General features: G+C 42.8%; 24 protein-coding genes and 1 other annotated feature. Of the genes, 2 read left to right on the forward strand and 22 right to left on the reverse strand.

Annotation, left to right across the window (positions count from 1 at the left end):
* Positions 1 to 2: 2 nt before the first annotated feature.
* Genes nadA through nadB form a run of 3 tightly spaced genes read right to left on the reverse strand, consistent with a single transcriptional unit; the run spans position 3 to position 3,518 of the window.
* Positions 3 to 1,112 (reverse strand): quinolinate synthase NadA, encoded by a 1,110-nt coding sequence (gene nadA, locus NSU13_RS12525; RefSeq protein WP_342489542.1) that lies wholly within the window; start codon positions 1,110 to 1,112, stop codon positions 3 to 5.
* Positions 1,099 to 1,962 (reverse strand): carboxylating nicotinate-nucleotide diphosphorylase, encoded by an 864-nt coding sequence (gene nadC, locus NSU13_RS12530; RefSeq protein WP_098677001.1) that lies wholly within the window; start codon positions 1,960 to 1,962, stop codon positions 1,099 to 1,101. The genes nadA and nadC overlap by 14 nt, the downstream gene beginning before the upstream one ends.
* Complete coding sequence (gene nadB / locus NSU13_RS12535; RefSeq protein ID WP_342489543.1) at positions 1,944 to 3,518, reverse strand: L-aspartate oxidase; 1,575 nt, start codon at positions 3,516 to 3,518, stop codon at positions 1,944 to 1,946. Before nadB ends, nadC begins: the two co-directional genes overlap by 19 nt.
* An 85-nt stretch (positions 3,519 to 3,603) precedes the next feature.
* Here nadB and NSU13_RS12540 point away from each other — a divergent pair, with 85 nt between their 5' ends.
* Both NSU13_RS12540 and NSU13_RS12545 read left to right on the forward strand, forming a co-directional pair.
* A complete protein-coding gene (locus tag NSU13_RS12540; protein ID WP_342489544.1) occupies positions 3,604 to 4,755 on the forward strand; it encodes an IscS subfamily cysteine desulfurase in 1,152 nt (383 codons plus the stop codon).
* A gap of 3 nt (positions 4,756 to 4,758) precedes the next feature.
* Positions 4,759 to 5,301 (forward strand): transcription repressor NadR, encoded by a 543-nt coding sequence (locus tag NSU13_RS12545; protein WP_024423154.1) that lies wholly within the window; start codon positions 4,759 to 4,761, stop codon positions 5,299 to 5,301.
* 24 nt (positions 5,302 to 5,325) lie between these two features.
* Here NSU13_RS12545 and pheA read toward each other — a convergent pair whose 3' ends face one another.
* The 19 genes from pheA to NSU13_RS12640 all read right to left on the reverse strand — a co-directional run bounded on the left by pheA (position 5,326) and on the right by NSU13_RS12640 (position 20,783).
* A complete protein-coding gene (gene pheA, locus NSU13_RS12550; protein WP_034279853.1) occupies positions 5,326 to 6,204 on the reverse strand; it encodes a prephenate dehydratase in 879 nt (292 codons plus the stop codon).
* A gap of 18 nt (positions 6,205 to 6,222) precedes the next feature.
* The gene (locus NSU13_RS12555) at positions 6,223 to 6,666 is read right to left on the reverse strand and encodes an ACT domain-containing protein (RefSeq protein ID WP_008342790.1); all 444 of its coding nucleotides are present in this window, start codon (positions 6,664 to 6,666) and stop codon (positions 6,223 to 6,225) included.
* Between the two features lie 55 nt (positions 6,667 to 6,721).
* Positions 6,722 to 8,008 carry a GTPase ObgE gene (gene obgE / locus NSU13_RS12560; protein ID WP_024423156.1) on the reverse strand — a complete coding sequence of 429 codons (1,287 nt, stop codon included), beginning with the start codon at positions 8,006 to 8,008 and terminating at the stop codon, positions 6,722 to 6,724.
* Between the two features lie 21 nt (positions 8,009 to 8,029).
* Positions 8,030 to 8,623, reverse strand: a complete 594-nt coding sequence (locus NSU13_RS12565) for a sporulation initiation phosphotransferase B (protein WP_046311934.1) — start codon at positions 8,621 to 8,623, stop codon at positions 8,030 to 8,032.
* A gap of 257 nt (positions 8,624 to 8,880) precedes the next feature.
* Positions 8,881 to 9,165: a 50S ribosomal protein L27 gene (gene rpmA / locus NSU13_RS12570; RefSeq protein ID WP_003216586.1), complete on the reverse strand. Its 285-nt coding sequence runs from the start codon at positions 9,163 to 9,165 to the stop codon at positions 8,881 to 8,883.
* Between the two features lie 12 nt (positions 9,166 to 9,177).
* A complete protein-coding gene (locus NSU13_RS12575) occupies positions 9,178 to 9,516 on the reverse strand; it encodes a ribosomal-processing cysteine protease Prp (protein ID WP_034279847.1) in 339 nt (112 codons plus the stop codon).
* A gap of 14 nt (positions 9,517 to 9,530) precedes the next feature.
* Positions 9,531 to 9,839, reverse strand: a complete 309-nt coding sequence (rplU, locus tag NSU13_RS12580) for a 50S ribosomal protein L21 (RefSeq protein ID WP_003216781.1) — start codon at positions 9,837 to 9,839, stop codon at positions 9,531 to 9,533.
* A 12-nt stretch (positions 9,840 to 9,851) separates the two neighbouring features.
* Positions 9,852 to 9,924: a sequence feature (ribosomal protein L21 leader region), on the reverse strand.
* A 66-nt stretch (positions 9,925 to 9,990) separates the two neighbouring features.
* Positions 9,991 to 10,860, reverse strand: coding sequence for a M50 family metallopeptidase (locus NSU13_RS12585; RefSeq protein WP_342489545.1), 870 nt, complete (start codon positions 10,858 to 10,860; stop codon positions 9,991 to 9,993).
* On the reverse strand, positions 10,853 to 11,644 hold the full coding sequence (locus NSU13_RS12590) for a M23 family metallopeptidase (RefSeq protein ID WP_342489546.1): 792 nt from the start codon (positions 11,642 to 11,644) through the stop codon (positions 10,853 to 10,855). Before NSU13_RS12590 ends, NSU13_RS12585 begins: the two co-directional genes overlap by 8 nt.
* A gap of 217 nt (positions 11,645 to 11,861) precedes the next feature.
* On the reverse strand, positions 11,862 to 12,665 hold the full coding sequence (minD, locus tag NSU13_RS12595; protein ID WP_017358134.1) for a septum site-determining protein MinD: 804 nt from the start codon (positions 12,663 to 12,665) through the stop codon (positions 11,862 to 11,864).
* Positions 12,666 to 12,667: 2 nt separating this feature from the next.
* On the reverse strand, positions 12,668 to 13,351 hold the full coding sequence (gene minC, locus NSU13_RS12600; protein ID WP_046311942.1) for a septum site-determining protein MinC: 684 nt from the start codon (positions 13,349 to 13,351) through the stop codon (positions 12,668 to 12,670).
* A gap of 54 nt (positions 13,352 to 13,405) precedes the next feature.
* Positions 13,406 to 13,924, reverse strand: coding sequence for a rod shape-determining protein MreD (mreD, locus tag NSU13_RS12605; RefSeq protein ID WP_070326439.1), 519 nt, complete (start codon positions 13,922 to 13,924; stop codon positions 13,406 to 13,408).
* Entirely contained in the window at positions 13,921 to 14,820 is a 900-nt protein-coding gene (gene mreC, locus NSU13_RS12610; protein WP_034279831.1) for a rod shape-determining protein MreC, read from the reverse strand. Before mreC ends, mreD begins: the two co-directional genes overlap by 4 nt.
* Positions 14,821 to 14,847: 27 nt before the next feature.
* On the reverse strand, positions 14,848 to 15,867 hold the full coding sequence (locus tag NSU13_RS12615) for a rod shape-determining protein (RefSeq protein ID WP_007501538.1): 1,020 nt from the start codon (positions 15,865 to 15,867) through the stop codon (positions 14,848 to 14,850).
* 89 nt (positions 15,868 to 15,956) lie between these two features.
* Positions 15,957 to 16,631 (reverse strand): DNA repair protein RadC, encoded by a 675-nt coding sequence (gene radC / locus NSU13_RS12620; protein WP_342490036.1) that lies wholly within the window; start codon positions 16,629 to 16,631, stop codon positions 15,957 to 15,959.
* Between the two features lie 47 nt (positions 16,632 to 16,678).
* Entirely contained in the window at positions 16,679 to 17,248 is a 570-nt protein-coding gene (locus tag NSU13_RS12625; RefSeq protein WP_046311944.1) for a Maf family protein, read from the reverse strand.
* Positions 17,249 to 17,425: 177 nt separating this feature from the next.
* The gene (locus NSU13_RS12630) at positions 17,426 to 18,442 is read right to left on the reverse strand and encodes an SPOR domain-containing protein (RefSeq protein WP_255290963.1); all 1,017 of its coding nucleotides are present in this window, start codon (positions 18,440 to 18,442) and stop codon (positions 17,426 to 17,428) included.
* Positions 18,443 to 18,599: 157 nt separating this feature from the next.
* Positions 18,600 to 19,331 (reverse strand): A24 family peptidase, encoded by a 732-nt coding sequence (locus NSU13_RS12635; protein ID WP_098677007.1) that lies wholly within the window; start codon positions 19,329 to 19,331, stop codon positions 18,600 to 18,602.
* A 147-nt stretch (positions 19,332 to 19,478) separates the two neighbouring features.
* The gene (locus tag NSU13_RS12640) at positions 19,479 to 20,783 is read right to left on the reverse strand and encodes a folylpolyglutamate synthase/dihydrofolate synthase family protein (protein ID WP_251231971.1); all 1,305 of its coding nucleotides are present in this window, start codon (positions 20,781 to 20,783) and stop codon (positions 19,479 to 19,481) included.

Raw genomic sequence — 20,783 nt, forward strand, 5'->3', positions numbered from 1 at the left:
CATTATTTAATGGTGAGCATTTTCTTGAGTGCAAGCAATGCGTCTTTCGTGATGTCTTCATTGACCTGTATCAACCCGGCCGGCTGACCCTTCTCAATGCTTTCAAGTGACCATAACAAATGAGGCAGATCAATCCGGTTCATAGTCAAACATAGACACATATCTGGGTTAAGGGATTCAATTTGTTTATCTGGGTGCTGCGCTATGATCCGTTTGACTAAATTCATCTCTGTTCCAATCGCCCATTTGCTTCCTGCTGGTGCCTGTTTGATCGTATCAATAATAAATTTCGTTGAACCTGCTAGGTCAGAAGCCCTTACGACCTCATGCGTGCATTCAGGATGGACAAGAATTTGAATGTCACGGTCTTTTTTTCTCATTTCTTCTATATTTTGAACGGTAAACTTCTCGTGTACGGAGCAATGGCCTTTCCATAAAATCATCTTAATACGAGAAAGCGGCTGATCGGTGATGAGCTTTTCTTCTATCTGATCCCACACAGCCATTTCTTCTAGCGGAATACCTAAATCAAAAGCCGTATTACGCCCTAGATGCTGATCAGGGAGAAACAGAATCCGCTCTTTTTGTGTCAGTGCCCACTCGAGTACTTTTTTAGCGTTTGACGAAGTAACAGTCGCCCCGCCATGCTTGCCGACAAATGCTTTAATATCTGCTGTTGAATTGACGTACGTAAGCGGAAGTATTGTATCCCCAAACAGATCAGTGAGCTGCTCCCATGCTCTGTCTGTTTGTTTCATGTTCGCCATATCTGCCATTGAACAGCCCGCCCTCATATCTGGCAAAACGACGCTTTGATTCTTGTTTGACAGCATATCTGCCGTTTCTGCCATAAAGTGAACACCGCAGAACACAATGTATTCAGCCTCGTGATTGTCGGCAGCTATTTGTGCCAGCTGCAATGAATCTCCTGTGGCATCTGCAAATTCGATGACCTCATCCTTTTGATAATGGTGGCCCGGTATAAAAAGCTTTGAACCAAAAGCCCGCTTAATTTCTAACACTCGCTGCTTCATCTCATCATCAGAGCGGTGTTTATATTCATCTGGCATCATGACTGCATGTTGATTGGCTAATACATTAAGCATAGACATGAGTCGTTCCCCCTTTATGACTGAATTCCATATTCATACTAAAATCAAACGCTGGAGCAGAATGAGTCAGAAAACCAAGTGAAATAAGATCGACTCCTGTCCCCCTGTAGCTTGGCAATGTCTCTAACGTGATGCCCCCTGAAGCCTCTGTCAGAATGGACTCTGGCGTCATTTGTTTAAAACGTTTTACCTCGTCCGGAGAGCAGTTATCAAACATGATGACATCCGCTTTTGCTTCAATGGCTTCCATTAGCTGCGTTTCTGATTCAATTTCCACTTCAATTTTCACCATATGACCGGCATATGCTCTTGCTTTCTCTACAGCTTCACGGATAGAACCGCATGCGGCAATATGATTATCTTTAATCATCACCCCATCTGATAAGCCAAAGCGATGATTCTTTCCACCGCCTGTCTTTACTGCGTATTTTTCTAACATACGCAAGCCGGGTGTCGTTTTTCTCGTATCACAAATCGTAATAGACGGGTCACCTAATCGCTGCACCGCCTCATGTGTTAAGGTGGCAATACCTGTCATTCGCTGCAATAGATTTAAAATGACCCTCTCTCCCTTTAATAAGTCGTTGACTGGGCCCTTTATTTTCGCCAGTACAGCGCCTGAATGAATCCAATCACCTTCTTGAAAAAACAGCTCAGTTTGAATCTGTTCATTCAACAGGCGGTACCCTGTATCAATCAGTTGTGACCCTGCCAATACACCAGATTGTTTCGCAATGATAAGAGCTGTTCCTTTCTTGTCTCCAAAGATGGCATCTGCTGATACATCTCCAAAGCCAATATCTTCTGTGAAAAAATGAGTGAGCATTTGTTTTAACTGTAAACGTTCCATTTGGCACCGATCCTTTCATTTTTCATAATGTGAATGTGGCCTTTTTCATGAACAATCTGCCTGCCCCGCCAAAACGCATCACTCCGCTCTGGATAATCCATTCGATAATGGCCGCCTCTGCTTTCTGTACGAAGTAATGCAGATTTAGCAAGGCAAACCGCTAATGCCCATTGATTGCTTAATTCGATCTGTTCATTTGTGATATCCTTCACATTAATTTGCTGAAAATTGACATGTTGCAACGAATGAAGCAAAGTCTGCAAGCCTTTTTCATCTCTCACAATGGCCGCAAATGTAGTCATCCATTGTCTCAGCTGAGCTGTTGAAATCATTGGGACCATCCATATTTCTTGAATAGAAAAAGGTGGACTTGTTTCTTTCAGTTTAGGCAGCTGTTCAATTCTCTGTGCCGCTTTGCTGCCTAACACGAGACCTTCCAGAAGAGAATTACTCGCCAATCGATTCGCACCGTGTAAGCCAGTGCAGGCCGCTTCTCCAATGGCAAATAGTGCTGGAACAGTCGTTTCTCCATATTCATTCACGCTGATACCGCCCATTAAAAAGTGCATACCTGGGGAAATTGGCAGCCTGCCGCTTGCCATATCGACGCCTGCACGCTGGCACATCTGAGCTATGGCCGGAAAACGAGCTGAAAAATGCGGAATATCATGGATGTTAAGATACAATTGATGACCTAATTGCTGCTCATGAAAAATCGCTCTAGCGACCACATCTCTAGGTGCTAAATCAGCTTGCGGGTGAATATCTTTCATGATCCGCCTGCCTGTTTCATCTTCTAAATAAGCTCCCTCTCCCCGTACTGCCTCTGAAATGAGACCAGCTGCTTTTCCCGCGATTGTTAAAAGAGTAGGATGGAATTGAACAAATTCGAGATCCACTAATTGCGCCCCGGCTCGATAGGCCATCATCAGTCCGTCTCCTGTTACAGAAGGATCATTTGTGTTTGTCTCATATAGGGAGCCGCAACCGCCAGTTGATAAAACAACGGCATCTGCGGTCATCGTATGTACGTGTCCTGTCTCGTCTTTCCATACAACACCCGTACATGTCCCTTCATGAATCAATAGATCAATGACATGATGATATTCGTATAAATGAATATGTGAGCCGAGCTGACTTTTCAGGAACTGTACAAGGGTTTTGCCTGATTGATCCCCTCCCGCGTGCAAGATGCGATGAGTGGTATGTGCTCCCTCTTTGCCTAATTGCGGCTCTCCCGCCTCATCTTGATCAAATGGACAGCCTTCTGCTACGAGCTGCTCCACAAGATGTTTTCCAAGTTTCACGATTTCTTGTACGGTTCTTTCATCATTGTGATCACAGCCGGCAGCTAGTGTATCTTGCACATGCTGCTGAACTGAATCATGTGCTGAAAAGGCAGCAGCGATTCCTCCTTGTGCCAGCATGGAATTACTAGATGAACATTGTTTTTTTGTCATCATGATGACCTGGCAGCTTTTAGAAATGGTTTTTGCAAAGGAAAGCGCTGCAATGCCTGATCCCACCACAATAACTTTTTTGATTGATGACACCATCGCCCCTCCTGTCATTTACACCTGTCTTGACACATATCATTACACAACACTAAAATAAATACAAGAAAAAATTTTCACACGGGAGATGGATAGGTTGGTTTATTTAGATTACGCAGCTTCTACACCTGTTTCAGAGGAAGCACTGCATGTTTTTGAGCAGCTGAGTAAAAATTTCTACGGAAATGCAAGCAGTCTTCATGATGCCGGGGGAAAAGCAAATGACATATTGACTTACAGCAGACAATCACTCGCTGCCATGATCGAGGGTGAACCAGATGGGGTCTACTTTACAAGCGGTGGAACTGAATCCAATCTCCTTGCGATTCAATCGATCATCAATGGACTGCCAGCACATCAACAGCATGTCATCACAACTTCAGTTGAGCATCCTTCTGTTCATCATGCAGTTAGCAGCTTAGAGCGTCTTGGCGCAAAAGTCACGATCATTGAACCGAATCAGGATGGAATCGTTACAGAGGACATTCTCAAAGAAGCATTATTGCCTGAAACAGGGCTAGTATCAATTCAGCACGCTAATTCAGAAACAGGGATTATCCAGCCGCTTGCTGATTTAGCGCCTCTTTTAAAAGAAAGGAACATTCTTTTTCATACAGATGCTGTGCAAACATTTGGAAAGATTCGTGTGTCCATCAAAGACCTTGGAGTCGATGCCGTGTCCATCTCAAGTCATAAAGTGTATGCTCCTAAAGGCGCTGGTGCCGTTTATATGGGCGCTCATGTTCCTTGGAAACCTTTATATACAGGAGCAGTTCAGGAAAATGGCTTACGTCCAGGGACAGTGAACGTTCCTTGTATCGGTGCTTTTGCTGCCGCAAGTGAACAAACGATGCTTAGGCTGGATGAACAGCATAAATTAGATGAGCAGCTACGTGATTATTTTCTTCAGCAGTTAAAAATAAGACAGCTGCCAGTTCGTACACTTCAGGACAATGACAATCGCCGCACGCTGCCTCATATTATTGGTTGTTTTTTTGAAGGGTTTGAAGGACAATATGTAATGTTAGCATGTAACCGGCATGGGATTTGTCTTTCAACTGGAAGCGCATGTGCTTCTGGTTATCACCATCCTTCCCCTGCTGTGAAGGCATTGCGTGTATCAGATCGTGATGCCCTTCAATTTATTCGACTATCATTTGGATGGCAGTCATCAAAAGAGGACATCGATCAGCTTTTGCATACATTTGAGCATTTGCAAAAGGAGAAGAAGGGAGCTTAGGACGTGGAGCAAGAGAGGAAACTCATTGGCGAAGAAAGAAGAAACGCCATTTTAGAGTGGCTGAAAGAAACAGACACACCGCTTACTGGAAGCTTTTTAGCTAAAAAGGCGGCTGTCTCTCGGCAAGTCATTGTACAAGATATTTCATTATTAAAAGCAAAAAACGAACCCATTATTGCCACAAGCCAAGGCTATGTGTATATGGCAGCGCAGCATGCGCCAGAAAGAGAAATTGAACAAATCATCGCCTGCAAGCATGATCCTGCTCGTACAGAAGAGGAACTGACCTTAATTGTAGACTTTGGTGTGACGGTGAAAGATGTGATCATTGAGCACCCTGTTTATGGTGAACTGACGGCCTCTATTCGCGTCAGTACACGGAAACAAGTCGCTGATTTTGTGCATCATATTTCTAACACCGGCGCTTCCTACTTGTCAGAACTAACAGACGGCGTGCACCTGCATACTCTCACTTCTTACAGCCAAAAGCAGCTTGACCAAGCCATTCAAGCGCTGGATGATGCTGGGTTTTTAATAAAAGACTAAAAAAATAGTGTCCTGCACGGGACACTATTTTTCATTCGTTAATTCATATGTTTGATAGCTGCCGAGCAGCTTAACCTCACAGCCAATCGCCTCTAATTCTTGAATCGCACCAGGAACGAGGACATCATCCATTTCTTTTTCAATATCAATAATAAATAAATAATGTCCAAGACCTGTTTTTGTCGGACGAGATTCAATTTTTGACAAGTTGAGATTCCGCCAAGAAAAAGCAGACAGCACGCGGTGCAATGCGCCTGATTGGTCATCCTTAGGCAGACTGACCACAATGGTCGTTTTTGGCTTTGATGAGAAACCAGAATTCATTGGGAACGATGCGTTAGGATCTTTATGTAAAATCACAAAGCGTGTATGGTTGTGCGGATAATCATGAATGTCTTTTTTCGCAATCGTCAAACCATACGTTTGTGCGGCAATTTCATTAGCAATAGCCCCGACAGCTTCATCTGGATGCTCACTGATGTATTTTGCTGCATAGCCTGTTGATTCCACTGGCCGATGAGGAATATGAGGGTACTGCTTTTTCAGAAATTGATGACACTGGGCAATCGCGTGAGGATGTGATTGAATGACATCTAACGTCTCCCAGCTCTCGGCTCTTGATGGGTGGACAAGCAAATGCTGCCGAATTGGTGCTGTCATTTCCCCCACAATGGACAGCGCTTCTTCATGAATTAAATAATCAATCGTTAAGTTCACAGAGCCTTCGAGTGCATTTTCAAGTGGAACGACCGCCAAGTCGACTTCGCCCTTTGACACAGCATCCATACATTGCGGAATCGTTGCATAGGCACGCTGCACCGCATCTTTTGGAAAACAAGAGCATACGGCCAAATGAGTAAATGTTGCCTCTGGTCCAAAATAACCTACAGTTAATTGCTTCATCTGCTATGATCTCTCCTTTTACGCCCCGGAACCTAAAATTTCGACTTTTTCGACAAATTCAAGCTTTCTTAATTGATTCATGACGGTGTTGATATCATCTGCCATACCAGCTGTACTAATTGATAAGGTGACATTCGCTCTTCCTTGCAGCGGAATCGTTTGGTGAATGGATAACACATTACAGCCAGAGTCAGCCACAATTTGAAGCAGTCTTGATAAAGCCCCAGACCGGTCCTCAAGGTGGAAAAACAATGTGATGATCTGCTCTTTCACCATTGTATAAAATGGAAAAACAGCATCTCGGTATTTATAAAAAGCACTGCGGCTTAAATCCGCTTTTTGAACAGCATCGGCAACTGAATCCGCTTTTTTGCGATCGAGAAGCTTTTTGACTTCAAGCGTTTTTCGCATCGCATCTGGAAGTACATCCTCTCTTACTAAATAGAACGTTTCTTCTTTCACCTGTTTTCTCCCCTTTTAAAAACGGGAGAGCCCATGGTCTGGACCCTCCTTTTGATCAATCAATAAATTCGAATTCAAATTCAAGCAGACGAATGATGTCGCCATCTTTTGCTCCGCGCTCACGCAAGGCATCATCGACACCCATTCCGCGCAGCTGTCTAGAGAATCGTTTAACAGATTCATCTCTTGAGAAGTCTGTCATCTTAAACAGACGCTCAAGTGCTTTACCCGTTAAGACAAATGTGCCATCAGGATCTCTAGAGATCTCAAATGGTGCATCGCCTTCATCAAACCTGTACATCACGCGGTTATCCGACAGCTCCTCTTCATTATAGAGCGGGAATTCCGGTGTTGTTTCAAGCTGATTGGCGATTTCAAATAAGAGCTCACGAAGCCCTTCTCTTGTGATCGCACTAATCGGGAACACTTTATAGTCATCCGTTAATTTTTCTTTAAATGCCTCTAGATTGTCAGCTGCATCTGGCATGTCCATTTTGTTCGCAACAATGATTTGCGGACGCTCAGTCAATCTCATATTGTACTGCTCAAGCTCTTCATTAATCGTCACGTAGTCTTCGTATGGGTCACGCCCTTCAAGTCCAGACATATCAATGACATGGACAATGACACGTGTACGCTCAATATGACGTAAAAATTGATGACCTAAGCCAACGCCTTCGTGCGCTCCTTCGATCAGTCCTGGCAGATCCGCCATAACAAAGCTTCGGTTATCGTCTGTTTCAACAACCCCCAGGTTCGGTACAAGCGTTGTAAAATGATAATCCGCTATTTTTGGTTTCGCAGAAGAGACAATCGAAAGCAGCGTTGACTTCCCGACACTTGGGAAACCAACAAGTCCAACATCTGCAAGTACTTTTAATTCTAAAATGACGTCACGTTCTTTACCTGGCTCACCGTTTTCAGACAGCTGTGGTGCAGGGTTTGCTGGTGTTGCGAAGCGTGAATTCCCACGTCCGCCACGTCCGCCTTTGGCAATTACAGCCCGCTGCCCATGCTCTGTCAAGTCAGCTAGTACTTGTTCCGTCTCTGCATCTGTCACAACCGTACCCGGCGGAACTTTGACAATCATTTCTTCCGCATTTCGGCCATGCTGGTTTTTACTCATTCCGTGCTCGCCGCGGTCAGCCTTGAAATGGCGCTTATAACGAAAGTCCATTAACGTTCTGAGTCCTTCGTCTACTTCAAATACAACATCTGCACCATTTCCGCCGTCGCCGCCTGCTGGGCCGCCCTTTGGTACATATTTTTCACGACGGAACGCCACCATACCGTTTCCGCCGTCACCGCCTTTAACATACACTTTAACCTGATCTACAAACATAACTTCCTCCGTTTCTCTGCATCACATATCTCGTTCTTGCCTCAAACAAAGCTCAATCATGGACTCATGAGGCGTCACATGAAATTGCGTTATACTCATACATGGATAGTTTGCGTAATGAAACGCATTTAACGCATCCAAACTTGTTAATTTTCCTTTGAAATCAAAATATAAGATCACATCATTTTCTTCATGATCTGTTTGGAACGTGACCGTTAAATGATTTTCAGTTTTTTGGCAAACTGATTGATCGAATATCGAAAACAACTCCTGTGATACCGTTAGCAGCTGCGATTCATATGCTGATAAGTCTCGGGTTTCACCAAGCACTTCATATTCTAAGGTGATAAAATGCGACTCCCAATTAAATGTTAGAAAGTAATAGGCCAATTGGGGAATTTTTAAATTTGAGAGTTTGGATTCATGCTGTGCTTCAATGACCATTTCTTCTATAATTTCAAACACGCGGTCATATTTTTCTAATGTCAAGTTGCCTTTGATCAGCTGTAATTTATTCATCCAGTCGTGTCTTGAACGACTGAGCAGATCAATCAATTCATTTGTTAATGCAACGTGAGTTAATTTTTCATTTTCTTTACTTGGTATCTCTTCCATTATCGCACTCCCAATCGTTTGGTCTCTCTTTTAGGAGTCTTATCATCAATATGTCTCCCTGAATTATAACAGAGAAGACAGCATAGAAAAACACTAGTTATGTGAGGAAAGGTTGTTTTTTCTGATTGTATAGGAGAAAATGAGGCAAAGTCAGCAAACGTTCTTTGATATTTATGGAGTGCATCTTCTTTTATCATCTTCGGTACTGCTTGTAAAAAGTGAAAAAAACTCCAGTCAATGACCGGAGTTTTTAGCAATTATTGTGCCGCAGGATATACGCTCACTTTTTTACGGTCACGACCGAAACGTTCGAATTTAACTGTTCCGTCGATTTTAGCGAAAAGAGTGTCGTCGCCTCCGCGTCCAACGTTTTCACCTGGATAGATTTTCGTTCCACGTTGACGATAAAGGATAGAACCACCAGTTACGAATTGACCATCAGCACGTTTAGCGCCTAAACGTTTAGACTCAGAGTCACGTCCGTTCTTTGTAGAACCTACCCCTTTTTTAGATGCGAAAAATTGAAGATCTAATCTAAGCATGAAGTTCACCTCCTATTTTTTTGTTGATATTCTCACATAATCGTGATAATCTCGTTCAATTGTCTCCAAGGAAACGACCATGCCTTCTAAAAGCAGCTGGGCTTTTTCAAAGGATACTGGATCTGTATCAGCCGGCAGTTCAAAAGAGAAGTAGCCGCCTTCTTCACCAATATCAAGCAGTGGGTCCAATCCTGTCAGTGCAATAATTGAATTGACTGAGCCGAAAACAACAGCAGATACACCTGCACAAACGAGATCCTGACCTTTTTCAGCAAACTCGGCATGTCCAGTCATCTGAAAAGACGTAATGCTTTCATCTGCTGAAGACCGAGTAATGGTTGCTTTGATCATATCACTCACACGCCTTAAGCGTTGATTTTTTCGATAACAACTTTAGTGTAAGGTTGACGATGACCTTGTTTCTTGTGGTTGTTTTTCTTCGGTTTGTACTTGAACACAGTAATTTTCTTACCGCGACCTTGTTTTTCAACTTTAGCCGTTACTGTTGCTCCAGCAACTGAAGGGTTACCCACTTTGACAGTGTCTCCGCCGACAAACAATACGTTTTCGAAAGTTACTGTTTCACCTGCTTCAGCAGCTAGTTTTTCAACATAAACAGTTTGACCTTCTTCAACTTTTACTTGTTTACCACCAGTTTCGATAATTGCGTACATCTCTGCACCTCCTAATAAACTCAGACTCGCCGAATACAGGGGGCCATAGGCACTTTACACCTGCTCCGCGCGGTTGTAGCACGGGTGCTACATATCCATAACATTAAAAAATATATCAAACTAGACGCAGAATGTCAATGTATTTTCACCATTAGTACGGTAAAAGAAGCTCTTCCATTGAGGAGGTGGTTCTGCGGTCTGAAAAATACGCATGGAGCAGTTCATTTTCATCAAGCTGGCTCATCTTCACGCCATCTCTTTCAATAATAATCGGATGTTTGCAGCCCCTTTGAAATCGTGCCATCACTTCGTATACTTTTTCCTCTGTACTTGCTCTCAGCGGAATTAGCTTTTCTACCTTTTGCTCTTTTTTACCGTAATACCGTTCTAGTAAAAAGCGAACCCTGACGTAATGCCGCTGCCTGTGCTCCATCACGAGTGAATAAGCTAAAAAAGTGAGCAGCACCCAGCCATTGAATTGCAGCGGTGCAAACAAAAGTAACCCTCCTGTCAATAGACCGAAAAAGACAAGTGAGCCTTTTATTGCTAGGGCATGTGCACGTTGGAAAGGGTAAAAAACGGATAAGAGCAAAAAGAATAATTTTCCGCCATCAAGCGGCCAAACGGGCAAAAGATTCACAAGAAAAATCGCCATATTATAAAAGGTAAACATCGTAAAGACGTCATGCGAAATAAGAGAAGCCTCCATGAAAAGCCATGCCATGAGCTGGAGCGGTACATGCTGAAGCGGCCCGCACAAAATGACCGCCAGCTCTTCTTTTAACGGACGGTTCCCATGTTCCTCTACTTCCACCGTTCCGCCAAATGGCAGTAAAAAAATCCGCCGAATGCGCCAATGATAATAGCAGGCAGCCGCTGCATGTCCAAGTTCATGGACACAGACGATGATAAGCAGACAAAGCAGCGGCTTAATTTGGCCTGACAGAACCGCAAACGCCATCACAATCCACAGCAGCGGATGGATATGAATTTTCGTCAGCATGAGCAGCCATCTATTCAAAGGTCATCACCTGAATAGGATCGATAAATTGTTCATTTTGCTTAATGGCAAAGTAATACGTGCCCTTCCCTTGATCATCAAGCGAAATCTGGCCAATTTTTTCACCCTTATCGACAAAATCGTATAAGGCCACATCCGCTTTCTTTAATTGACCGTACCAGCTATAGCTGTTATCTGCATGCTGCACCACCACGGTAAGCCCTGTATCGCTTTTCTTTTTCACCTCAACCACATAGCCTTCCTTCATACTATCTATGGCTTCAGCGGATGTCTCCACTTTGACACCTGCTCCATTTTGCGTAAAGGATTCCTGCACTTTACCAGAGGCAGGAACAGCCAGTTCTTGATTCGCTTGTACGTCCTTTTGGCCATCTTTTTTCTCTGTTAAAAAGGCCAGCGGATGTCCAACTGTTTTTTCAAACCAGCGGTTAACAGCAGCAAATTGAAAATCTTGCTCAAAGGTCTGAGTAATCATCGGCTTCAGCTGCTGAAACGGACCTGTCTGACCTTTAAATGAAATGGCTGCAATCAACACAAGGGACGCTGATAATAAGCATTTAAGCACAAAGGTATTCGGGTTAAATAAGGGATGACGATATTTCTTTGGCTGATGGGACGCCGGTTCATAGGAGGTCGAGCCAGAATGCTTTTCTTCCTCTGTCAGCATAACCCATGGCGGGATATCTTCTTTTTTCTTGAAAGCCGTCTTCTTAGAGAGAGCAGCTGGCTGCATCGTTTTGCGGCGCTGCGCGATTTTCTTTCGGTACTCGTCCACTCTTTTCATGAGATCACCCTTTACATACAAACAGTTTGTACATTTTATGTGACAACCCCATCTGATATGCAACAAAAAGACCGATTCTCATCGAATCGGTCTCAGCGTGCAGAGAAACCCTCGCATTCAGTGTCGGTCTGCGCTCCGGTGCTCACGAATGTCAAATTCGCTTCGCAAAGGCAGCCGCCTTTCCTGACTGCAAAGGTTTTCTATCACGGTTCAGTGATTATGCTCTTACACCAAAGAATGCTTTCAGCTTTGCAAACATTCCCTTGTTTTCTTCTTCAAAAGATTGAAGCGGTACTGATTCGCCTAGTACGCGGCGGGCAATATTGCGATAGGCAATCGATACTTTGTTTTTAGCATCCATGACAATCGGTTCACCATTGTTTGAAGCCTTAATCACATCATCATCATCTGCTACGATGCCAAGTAGATCAATCGATAAGTGATGTACCACTTCATCTACATCCATTGAATCGCCATTTTTCGCCATGTGTGTACGAATACGGTTGACAATCAAACGAGGCGGTTCGATATCTTCTTGTTCTAACAAACCGATGATTCGGTCCGCATCTCTCACAGCTGAGATTTCAGGCGTCGTCACGACAATAGCCTTGTCTGCACCGGATACAGCATTTTTAAAGCCTTGCTCAATTCCAGCAGGGCAGTCAATGACAACATAATCAAAGTCTTGTTTCAATGATTGAATTAATTCTTTGATCTGTTCCGGCTCTACAGCCGTTTTATCGCTTGTTTGAGCAGCAGGTAAAAGATACAAAAGATCCTCGAAACGCTTATCTTTTACAAGCGCTTGGTGAATTTTGCATCTTCCTTCTACTACATCGACTAGATCATAAATAATGCGGTTTTCAAGCCCCATCACGACATCCAGATTCCGAAGGCCGATGTCAGTATCAACTAGACACACCTTTTTCCCTTGAATTGCTAGTGCTGTGCCTAAGTTTGCAGATGTTGTTGTTTTGCCAACGCCGCCTTTTCCTGAGGTAATCACAATAGCCTCGCCCAATTTCACATTCCTCCCTCAAGCCTTGTCAGATTAGGTCTTATATGAGCCAATTGCTGCAGGCGTTCAATGATCATATTGCCATCTATATCTAAATAAGCACATTCCATTTCATTTCCATCTTCTTTTTGGTCTGGTGCACGGTTAATAACTTGTGCGATGCGAAGCTGTGTTGGAATCATATGTGATGCCGCAATAACAGCCTGTTTGTTGCCATTACATCCAGCATGCGCCACACCTTTTAATGCGCCAAGTACAAAAATATTTCCCCCTGCGCGAATCGTTCCGCCAGGATTGACATCTCCTATTAATAAAAGATCTCCTTCGACATACAGCACCTGTCCAGAGCGTACAATTTTTGCTACAGAAGTAATTTCAGCCTCTGCTTTTAATCGTCTCGCCTCTTCAGTTGACATGACGTCACTTTCAATGGAGTGGATAACGAGATGTTCATTTTCAGACACCGCTTCGGTCAAACGTGTCTCCTGATCCTCTGTTAAATAACGAAAACCAAGCTTAATATGCACATTGACCTTATGTCCTTCTCTTCCATCTGTATATTGCTCAAGTAATAGAACCTCTCGCAAGCCAGAAAGAAGGTCATCAAACGAACAGTCATCATTTAACTGTAATGTTAATCCGTTTTTTGTACCTTTTATCGTCACATATTGCTGTTTTTGAGTTTTCAAGATGCTCACCTCAACAACATACTCATTTCGCCGTAATTGGACAAACTCCTGCTTTTATTCGTCGATCAGTTCTTGTTTCACATGGGTGAAAAAGAGCCTTAGCGGCACAACAAGTATGAGAGACGCAGCAGTATTTAAAAGAATCGTTGGAATAAAACGTTCGATGACATACGTATTAAACGGCATAATCCCTGGTTGAATTGTCGCTTGAACGCCGTATACATAAAACTCCATCACTGAAACAGCAATAATCGACAGAAAGACGACAACTAACACATTCGTTTGCAGAACTTTAAAGGCTTTTGCTAACAAATAGCAAAGCGCCCCAAAGCCAAACATATGAACACCAAGTATACCTGTATATGAAATATCATATAAAAGTCCAAAGATAAATCCGTAAATCACACCATATTTTTGATTCACAAAAGCAGTCATAAATACAAGTGCGAGTAAAATGAAATGAGGAGCTAAAATTTGATTCTCTGAAACAAATGGGAGCTTCACTAAATCAACAAAAATGCTGTCAAATACGAAGATAAACAACATGACGAAAGCAAGAAGGACACGTTTCACGAGCCTTCCTCCTTCGTCAATTCAGATGCATCTGCTGTACTTGTGCTACGATTCACCACAATCACGCGGTCTAAATTGTTGAGTTCAGCCGCTGGTTCTACGTAAATGATCTTTGTCAGGCCGTAATGGTCTGGCTCAATTTCACTCACCTTACCAATCGTTAAGCCTTGCGGGAATACGCCCCCTGCTCCAGATGTTTCAACAAGATCTCCTTTTTTGACATCCCCATCTGCATCGGATTTCAGAATATTCATAGTCAGCATTTTTTTCTTGCTGTCATAACCGTTAATGATTCCATTGAGTTCTTCCTTGCCCTTTTTCGCATAAATTTTCGTTGAAATTCTATTATTTTGGTCAGTAGAGCTTAGCAACCTTACAGTCGAAGTAAAATTGTTGAGCTTATCACTTTCAATTTTCCCAATTAACGCACCACTCTCATTTGTGACCGCCATATCTTTGTCCACGCCTTGTTTTTTCCCTTTATCAATCATCACAAAGCTATCCCAAAGAGATGGGTTTCTTGCGATAACAGTTGAGAGAATTGGCGTGTAGTCACGAATAGAGTTCACATAGCCAAGCTGTTTGCGAAGCTTTTTGTTCTCATCTTCTAGTTCTTGAAGTTTCGCCTCATATTGGGTTTGTCCATCAAGTTTTTTTCGAAGACGCTCGTTTTCATCATATGTGTTCTTTAAATCTTGTACGTTCCCATAAATACCGGCAATAAATTGTGATGGTTTATGAAAGACACCTTGAAAAAAGCCTGTCGTATCCCCCACTAATTTTTCCGGCCATGAAGCACCTCTGCCGCTTTTCACTGAAAAACCAATCATGGCCACCAGTACGATGACACAGACAAGGAGCAACATTAATCTTTTATTCATAAAAAACTGCGGCATGTCTTACACCTCTTTAATTACGACCGATTATCGATTATCTTTTGATTTTCCTTTGAACAAATGAATATGTTCTAGTGCTTTCCCTGTTCCGATTGCCACACAGTCAAGCGGGTCTTCTGCAATAATGACTGGCATTTTCGTTTCATCACTAATGACTTTGTCAAGATTACGAAGCAATGCACCGCCTCCTGTTAAAACAATTCCGCGGTCCATAATATCTGCTGCCAGCTCAGGCGGGGTTTTTTCAAGAGTCATTTTCACTGCATCGACAATTGTTTCCACCGTATCGCGAAGCGCTTTTGCAATCTCTTCTGCCGTAATAGAGATTGTTTTTGGCAGACCTGTTAAAAGGTCACGGCCGCGAATGTCCATCTCATCATGTACATCAGGCTGCGCAGAACCGATTTCCATTTTAATCGCTTCTGACGTACGATCACCGATCATTAGGTTATACGTTTTACGGATGTAGCTGCTGATCGCATCATCCATCTCATCTCCTGCCACGCGGATTGATTGTGATGTCACAATGCCGCCAAGAGAAATAATCGCTACCTCTGTTGTACCGCCGCCAATGTCCACAACCATACTTCCTGTTGGCTCCCATACAGGCAGGTTAGCACCGATTGCCGCAGCAAATGGCTCTTCAATCGGGTATGCGTCACGTGCACCAGCTTGTCTTGTTGCATCAATGACTGCACGCTCTTCTACAGCTGTAATACCAGATGGTACACATACCATGACGTAAGGTTTACGAGCAAAAAGCCCTTTGCCTTTTAATGCTTGATTAATGTAATATTTCATCATTGTTGCTGTCGTCTCGTAATCTGCAATGACTCCGTCTTTCATTGGGCGTAATGCCACAACATTACCAGGTGTACGGCCAATCATGTTTCTAGCATCATTTCCGACTGCCACTATAGACTTCGTATCAGTTTCCAAGGCTACGACCGAAGGTTCTCTCACAACAATGCCTTTTCCTTTAATAAAAACAAGCGTATTCGCTGTTCCAAGATCTATTCCAAGGTCTTTTGTACCAATTCCAAACATATGTATGTATCTTCCTTTCTTAAACCAAAATTCCCTTAGGGAAAAACTCATAAACTCTATTATATCGTAAAACATTGAAAAAAAAAGTGTTACAAATACCCTTTTTCCTTCAAACTCACAAATTTTTGATCACCTATGACAAGATGATCAAGCAGCTGTATTCCAATCAGCTTTCCACATTCAAAAAGTCGCTGTGTGACTTCAATATCTTCCCTGCTCGGCGTCGGGTCTCCAGATGGATGGTTGTGCACACATATAAATGAAGCAGCCGAACGTTTAAACGCCTCTTTGAAAATTTCACGCGGGTGAACGATGGATGAGTTCAAACTTCCAATAAACACAGTATGTTTATGAAGAACTTGATTTTTTGAATTGAGATAAAGACAAACGAAATTCTCCTGTTGTAAAAACCTCATATCTTCCATCACATATTTTGCCCCATCCTCTGGTGTGCGGATCACATAGCGGTTGTCCGTCGTTTGATGGTGTAATCTAGTGCCGAGTTCTAAAGCAGCTAATAGAGAGACCGCCTTCGCCTTTCCAACTCCTCGAATCTTCGACATTTCTTCAATTGAGGCTTCTCTTACAGAGCGAAGACCGCCAAATGTTTGCAGAAGTTTTGCAGAAATTTGGAGAACTGATTCCTTTTTTGTGCCTGTCCTTAAAAGAATCGCAACAAGTTCATGGTTTGACAGACTGCCGGGACCATATTTCATAAATCGTTCTCTCGGCTTTTCATCTTGAGGAAAATGCTTTAGCAACATAGGGAAATCGTTCATGATGCCCACTCCTTTTAGATTCCTTCCTGTCATCAAAAAGGGGTGATTCCAAATGTTTCGAGCACTCTAACTGTTTTGGCAATAGGGAGACCGACAACGGAAAAATAATCCCCATCTATTTTTTGAACAAACAGTGCGCCTTTTCCTTGAATGCCATAGCTTCCCGCTTTATCAAGCGGTTCTCCCGTTTCGATATAGCGGTCTATTTCATTTTGCGCAAGTGTCCAAAACGTCACTTCTGTTTGTTCATAAAATGTTTCTTTTCTATTCTCTGACTGAATCGTGACACCCGTCAAGACTTGATGTGTCTTTCCTGACAATAATTGAAGCATTGAGGCCGCTTCTTCCTTGTCTTTTGGTTTCCCAAGACATTTGCCGTCAATTGCAACAATCGTATCTGCACCAATAATCACAGCTTCGGGATATAATCTTTGAATATCACTTGCTTTTTGTTCTGCCAACCATTGGACGTTCTCTGCAGGAGAAAAGTTTCGATTTATTTCTTCTTTTAATTGACTTGCTTGAATGTCATAAGAAAACCCTGCTAGATCAAGCAATTCTTTTCTTCTAGGGGATTGAGATGCGAGAATCAATTGGTTCATGTTTGTTCATCCTTTCAGGGTTTAGCCTAAGAAGTAAGATACCCATTCATCCTATCAAATGTACATCTTACCGACAATTTACGAAAATTCATTTTTCATGTTTCTTCATCATTATGTTGGATGCAAAAGAAAAAAACTAGTCATTTTTTGACTAGTTTGGTTTTATAAAATATGATTTTACGTATTTAATTGATCAAGCAGTGCCTGCTGAGATTTCCACCCGTTTTCAGCAGTAGGTTCATTTAACAGCTGCACCGCTTTCAGCAAACTGCTTTTAGCTGGTGCGTCCGTTGTTTTGGCACTTTCAAGCTCAGAGATCAGCTGCGCAACGTCCTTTTGATCCACATCATCCCCTGCAATGACCTTAGAGGATAAAACAGATGCCTTTTCTATTAAACTAGTCAGCTCCTCCGGTACTTGAAATGAGAGCTCCTTGCCTCCCCACGCCTCAAAGTGCTGATCAATCAGCTTCTTCCCAACAGCGCTTGTCATGCCCTGTTCTGTCGCAAGCCCGGCAATAACATAATAGCCATCATCCATTGAGACCTTTTTCCCCGCGTATCCTGCTTCTTTTAAACTGCCAACTAATTCATCTGCTCCTTTTTCAGAGGAAAACTTTCCAGCCTGTACAACATATGTTGAAAAGCTGCCAGAGGCGCTTTTTTCATCTTTATTCTCTTTTGATTCATCAGCAGTATCTGCTGGCGGCGCATCCCCGCCCGCTTTCATCGATGATTGATTTCCGGATGCTGAAACGCTGATATCTCCCCCTGATGGATTCTGAGTACCATCTTGACTTAGGCTAAGTGCAAACACACCTAGGCCTGTCCCAAGAACCACTGCAAACACAATCGTTGTCATCACTCTCTTAAACGGGCCGCGGTTTTTACCGAACTTCTGATCAAAGGAGCCTTTTTTCTTTTGATAAGGTGTGACGACCTTTGGATCAGAATGATAAATATGATCAGCTGCATCATCCCACTGGAAATCTTCTTCTTTCGGTTTAGCCGGTTCTTCCTCGGAAGCAGCTGTCTCCAGTTCTGAATGCCTTTTTTCCTCCCAATTCGAAAACGTCACTTGATCATCCTCTTGTTGTTTTGGCGGCTGATGGTCATCTTCATGAAGCATTTCTTCTTTGCCATTAATATTGACTTTTAACCCTTGTTTTTTTGCCTGCCTTTTTTTCACTGTCATTCCCCGCTTTCTGACATTGTTTGTAAGAAAGACCTTTTTGTCCAATGAATCAGCGCGAATGTAACCCGTCCTTCTTTCTGTTTCACACTTTAACATAGCGGATAAAAAAAAGAACAAGACTTTTGTCGGCAGGGAAAAAAAGTGTTCGCCAATTTTTTCAACCGGTCGACCCGGTGAATGGGAGCATGACATGAGCTCCATAGAGATACAGCCAAAAAGAAAAAGAGATCGCAGGAACAAAGGGAAATGGCTCATCTAATCGAAAGGAAAAAACCTTCGCATAGACGATTCCAGCGATACACGAGAGGAAAAGAATGAGAAGGAATGGCTTGAATCCTAAGCAAAATGCAATTACTCCGAACAGCTTGACATCAGCTCCGCCCATGCTATTTGGCTTGAGACGATCTAAACTATAAAACAAGAGAAAGCAAAAAAGAAGCGAAGCCGCTCCTTCCCACCAAATAAGAAGAGGTTCAAGCGTGCGGTATATGACGAAAAGAGGGAAAAAGAAGAGAAACAGCTCGTTTGGCACCCTCATATAAAGGAGATCGCTCACGACAGCAATCACAAATAAACTACAAAGAATCACAAGAAAAAGACCTTCAAACGAAATACCAGCGATTCTATACATGAGCAAAAAAAGACTGCCTGACAGCAGCTCAATCAGTGGATATAGCAAAGACAGCCGAGTGCCGCAATATTTACAAGTCCCCCTCAATAATGCATACGAAACTAGCGGAATCATCTCGCGCAAGGAAAGCGGCTGTTTACAAGCTGTGCAGTGAGAACGAGGAAAAAGAATAGACCGCTTCAGTGGCAGCCTTTCACCAACTAGATGAAAGAACGACCCCATGGTGATGCCTGCAAGAAACACAAAAATGCCTATCATATATCGTGACCCCTTCCGAGAATAAGATAGACCGGATTTTACCACGACCGTATTCATTGAGCACATAGCGAAAATATGATTTTACTTCCCTTCTGCGTATCAAAAGAAAAAAACGCAAGAGGCATTGAAGCCACTTGCGTTTTTTTGTTACCCGATCATACGATTTCGTATATCTGAAATAAAATAAAGAGAGCCTGTCACAAGAATCACCGCTGAAGGATCATCACTTTTTTTCTGAATGAACTCAAGCACTGTACGAGGGTCATCATCATAAGACTTTGCGTCTAACTGACTGCATACATAAAGCTTTTCAGCTGATTCGGCTCTTGGAAAATCAAATGAAACAAAATGGATAGAAGAACTAACGGCTTCAAGCTTTTGAATCATTTGCTTGTACGGCTTATCTTTTAAAGCACTAAAACATATATGCACCTGTTTAGTAGAAAAATGAGCTTGCACAGTTTCAATTAAACGGTCGATCCCTTCTTCATTATGAGCACCGTCTAAATACACTGGAGGATGATCTTTGACTTTTTCAAACCTTCCAGCCCAAACTGCCTGCCGAATGCCTTCATATATTTGCTCTTCTGTCACACTAATATAGCCTTCTTGCTCCAGCCATTCAATGAGTAAAACAGCAAGGGAAGCATTTTGCCTTTGATGCGTTCCAATTAATCCTGTTTCAAGCTGAGGATACTGCCTTTTTGATGTGCGTAACGTGAATCGTTCACCTGTTTCTGTCGGCTGCTGCTCATCAAAACTACAAGTATCATGTAATGAAATACATTCGGCATTCTTTTCTTTGGCTGTGTTTTGAATGACAGAAAGAGCTTCAGGCTGGTGAACTGCCGTGATCATCGGAATACCCTCTTTGATAATGCCCGCTTTTTCAGCTGCAATTTGTTCAAGTGTGTCACCTAAAATGGCCATATGATCATGACCAATCGATGTAATCGTTGTTAAGATAGGCACAGCAATATTTGTAGAATCAAGCCTTCCGCCAAGCCCTGTTTCCAAGAGGACAAAGTCTACTTGGTGCACATGATCAAAATAAGCAAATGCACATGCTGTAATGATTTCAAATTCTGTTGCTGCGCCAAGCTCTGTTTGATCTAATTCATCAACAAGAGGCTTGATTTCATTCACCAAACTCAGCCATTCTTCATCCTCTATAGGCGCTCCGTTCACGCTGATTCTTTCATTGAACGTTAGTATAAATGGGGAGGTGAAAGTTCCGACCGAATAGCCGGCTGCCTGTAAAACAGAACGCGTAAACGCAATGGTTGATCCTTTACCATTTGTACCTGCAACATGTATTGCTTTTATGCTTTGTTCCGGATTTCCTAGTCTGTTCATCAGCCATTTCATTCGTTCAAGACCCGGTTTTACACCAAAGGCCAGTCTGCTGTGAATCCACTCAATCGCTTCATGATAGGTTGTAAACAATGTCAT

It is taken from the genome of Bacillus sp. FSL M8-0049 (assembly GCF_038593355.1).
Lineage (GTDB): Bacteria > Bacillota > Bacilli > Bacillales > Bacillaceae > Bacillus > Bacillus safensis.

Excerpts from the sequence above, each read along its gene's own strand:
- nadA (WP_342489542.1), bottom strand. The coding sequence starts at position 1,112 with ATGTCTATGCTTAATGTATTAGCCAATCAACATGCAGTCATGATGCCA.
- nadC (WP_098677001.1), bottom strand. The coding sequence starts at position 1,962 with ATGGAACGTTTACAGTTAAAACAAATGCTCACTCATTTTTTCACAGAA.
- nadB (WP_342489543.1), bottom strand. The coding sequence starts at position 3,518 with ATGGTGTCATCAATCAAAAAAGTTATTGTGGTGGGATCAGGCATTGCA.
- NSU13_RS12540 (WP_342489544.1), top strand. The coding sequence starts at position 3,604 with ATGGATAGGTTGGTTTATTTAGATTACGCAGCTTCTACACCTGTTTCA.
- pheA (WP_034279853.1), bottom strand. The coding sequence starts at position 6,204 with ATGAAGCAATTAACTGTAGGTTATTTTGGACCAGAGGCAACATTTACT.
- obgE (WP_024423156.1), bottom strand. The coding sequence starts at position 8,008 with ATGTTTGTAGATCAGGTTAAAGTGTATGTTAAAGGCGGTGACGGCGGA.
- NSU13_RS12565 (WP_046311934.1), bottom strand. The coding sequence starts at position 8,623 with ATGGAAGAGATACCAAGTAAAGAAAATGAAAAATTAACTCACGTTGCA.
- rpmA (WP_003216586.1), bottom strand. The coding sequence starts at position 9,165 with ATGCTTAGATTAGATCTTCAATTTTTCGCATCTAAAAAAGGGGTAGGT.
- NSU13_RS12575 (WP_034279847.1), bottom strand. The coding sequence starts at position 9,516 with ATGATCAAAGCAACCATTACTCGGTCTTCAGCAGATGAAAGCATTACG.
- rplU (WP_003216781.1), bottom strand. The coding sequence starts at position 9,839 with ATGTACGCAATTATCGAAACTGGTGGTAAACAAGTAAAAGTTGAAGAA.
- NSU13_RS12590 (WP_342489546.1), bottom strand. The coding sequence starts at position 11,644 with ATGAAAAGAGTGGACGAGTACCGAAAGAAAATCGCGCAGCGCCGCAAA.
- mreC (WP_034279831.1), bottom strand. The coding sequence starts at position 14,820 with ATGCCGCAGTTTTTTATGAATAAAAGATTAATGTTGCTCCTTGTCTGT.
- NSU13_RS12615 (WP_007501538.1), bottom strand. The coding sequence starts at position 15,867 with ATGTTTGGAATTGGTACAAAAGACCTTGGAATAGATCTTGGAACAGCG.
- radC (WP_342490036.1), bottom strand. The coding sequence starts at position 16,631 with ATGTTGCTAAAGCATTTTCCTCAAGATGAAAAGCCGAGAGAACGATTT.
- NSU13_RS12625 (WP_046311944.1), bottom strand. The coding sequence starts at position 17,248 with ATGAACCAATTGATTCTCGCATCTCAATCCCCTAGAAGAAAAGAATTG.
- NSU13_RS12630 (WP_255290963.1), bottom strand. The coding sequence starts at position 18,442 with ATGACAGTGAAAAAAAGGCAGGCAAAAAAACAAGGGTTAAAAGTCAAT.
- NSU13_RS12635 (WP_098677007.1), bottom strand. The coding sequence starts at position 19,331 with ATGATAGGCATTTTTGTGTTTCTTGCAGGCATCACCATGGGGTCGTTC.
- NSU13_RS12640 (WP_251231971.1), bottom strand. The coding sequence starts at position 20,783 with ATGACATTGTTTACAACCTATCATGAAGCGATTGAGTGGATTCACAGC.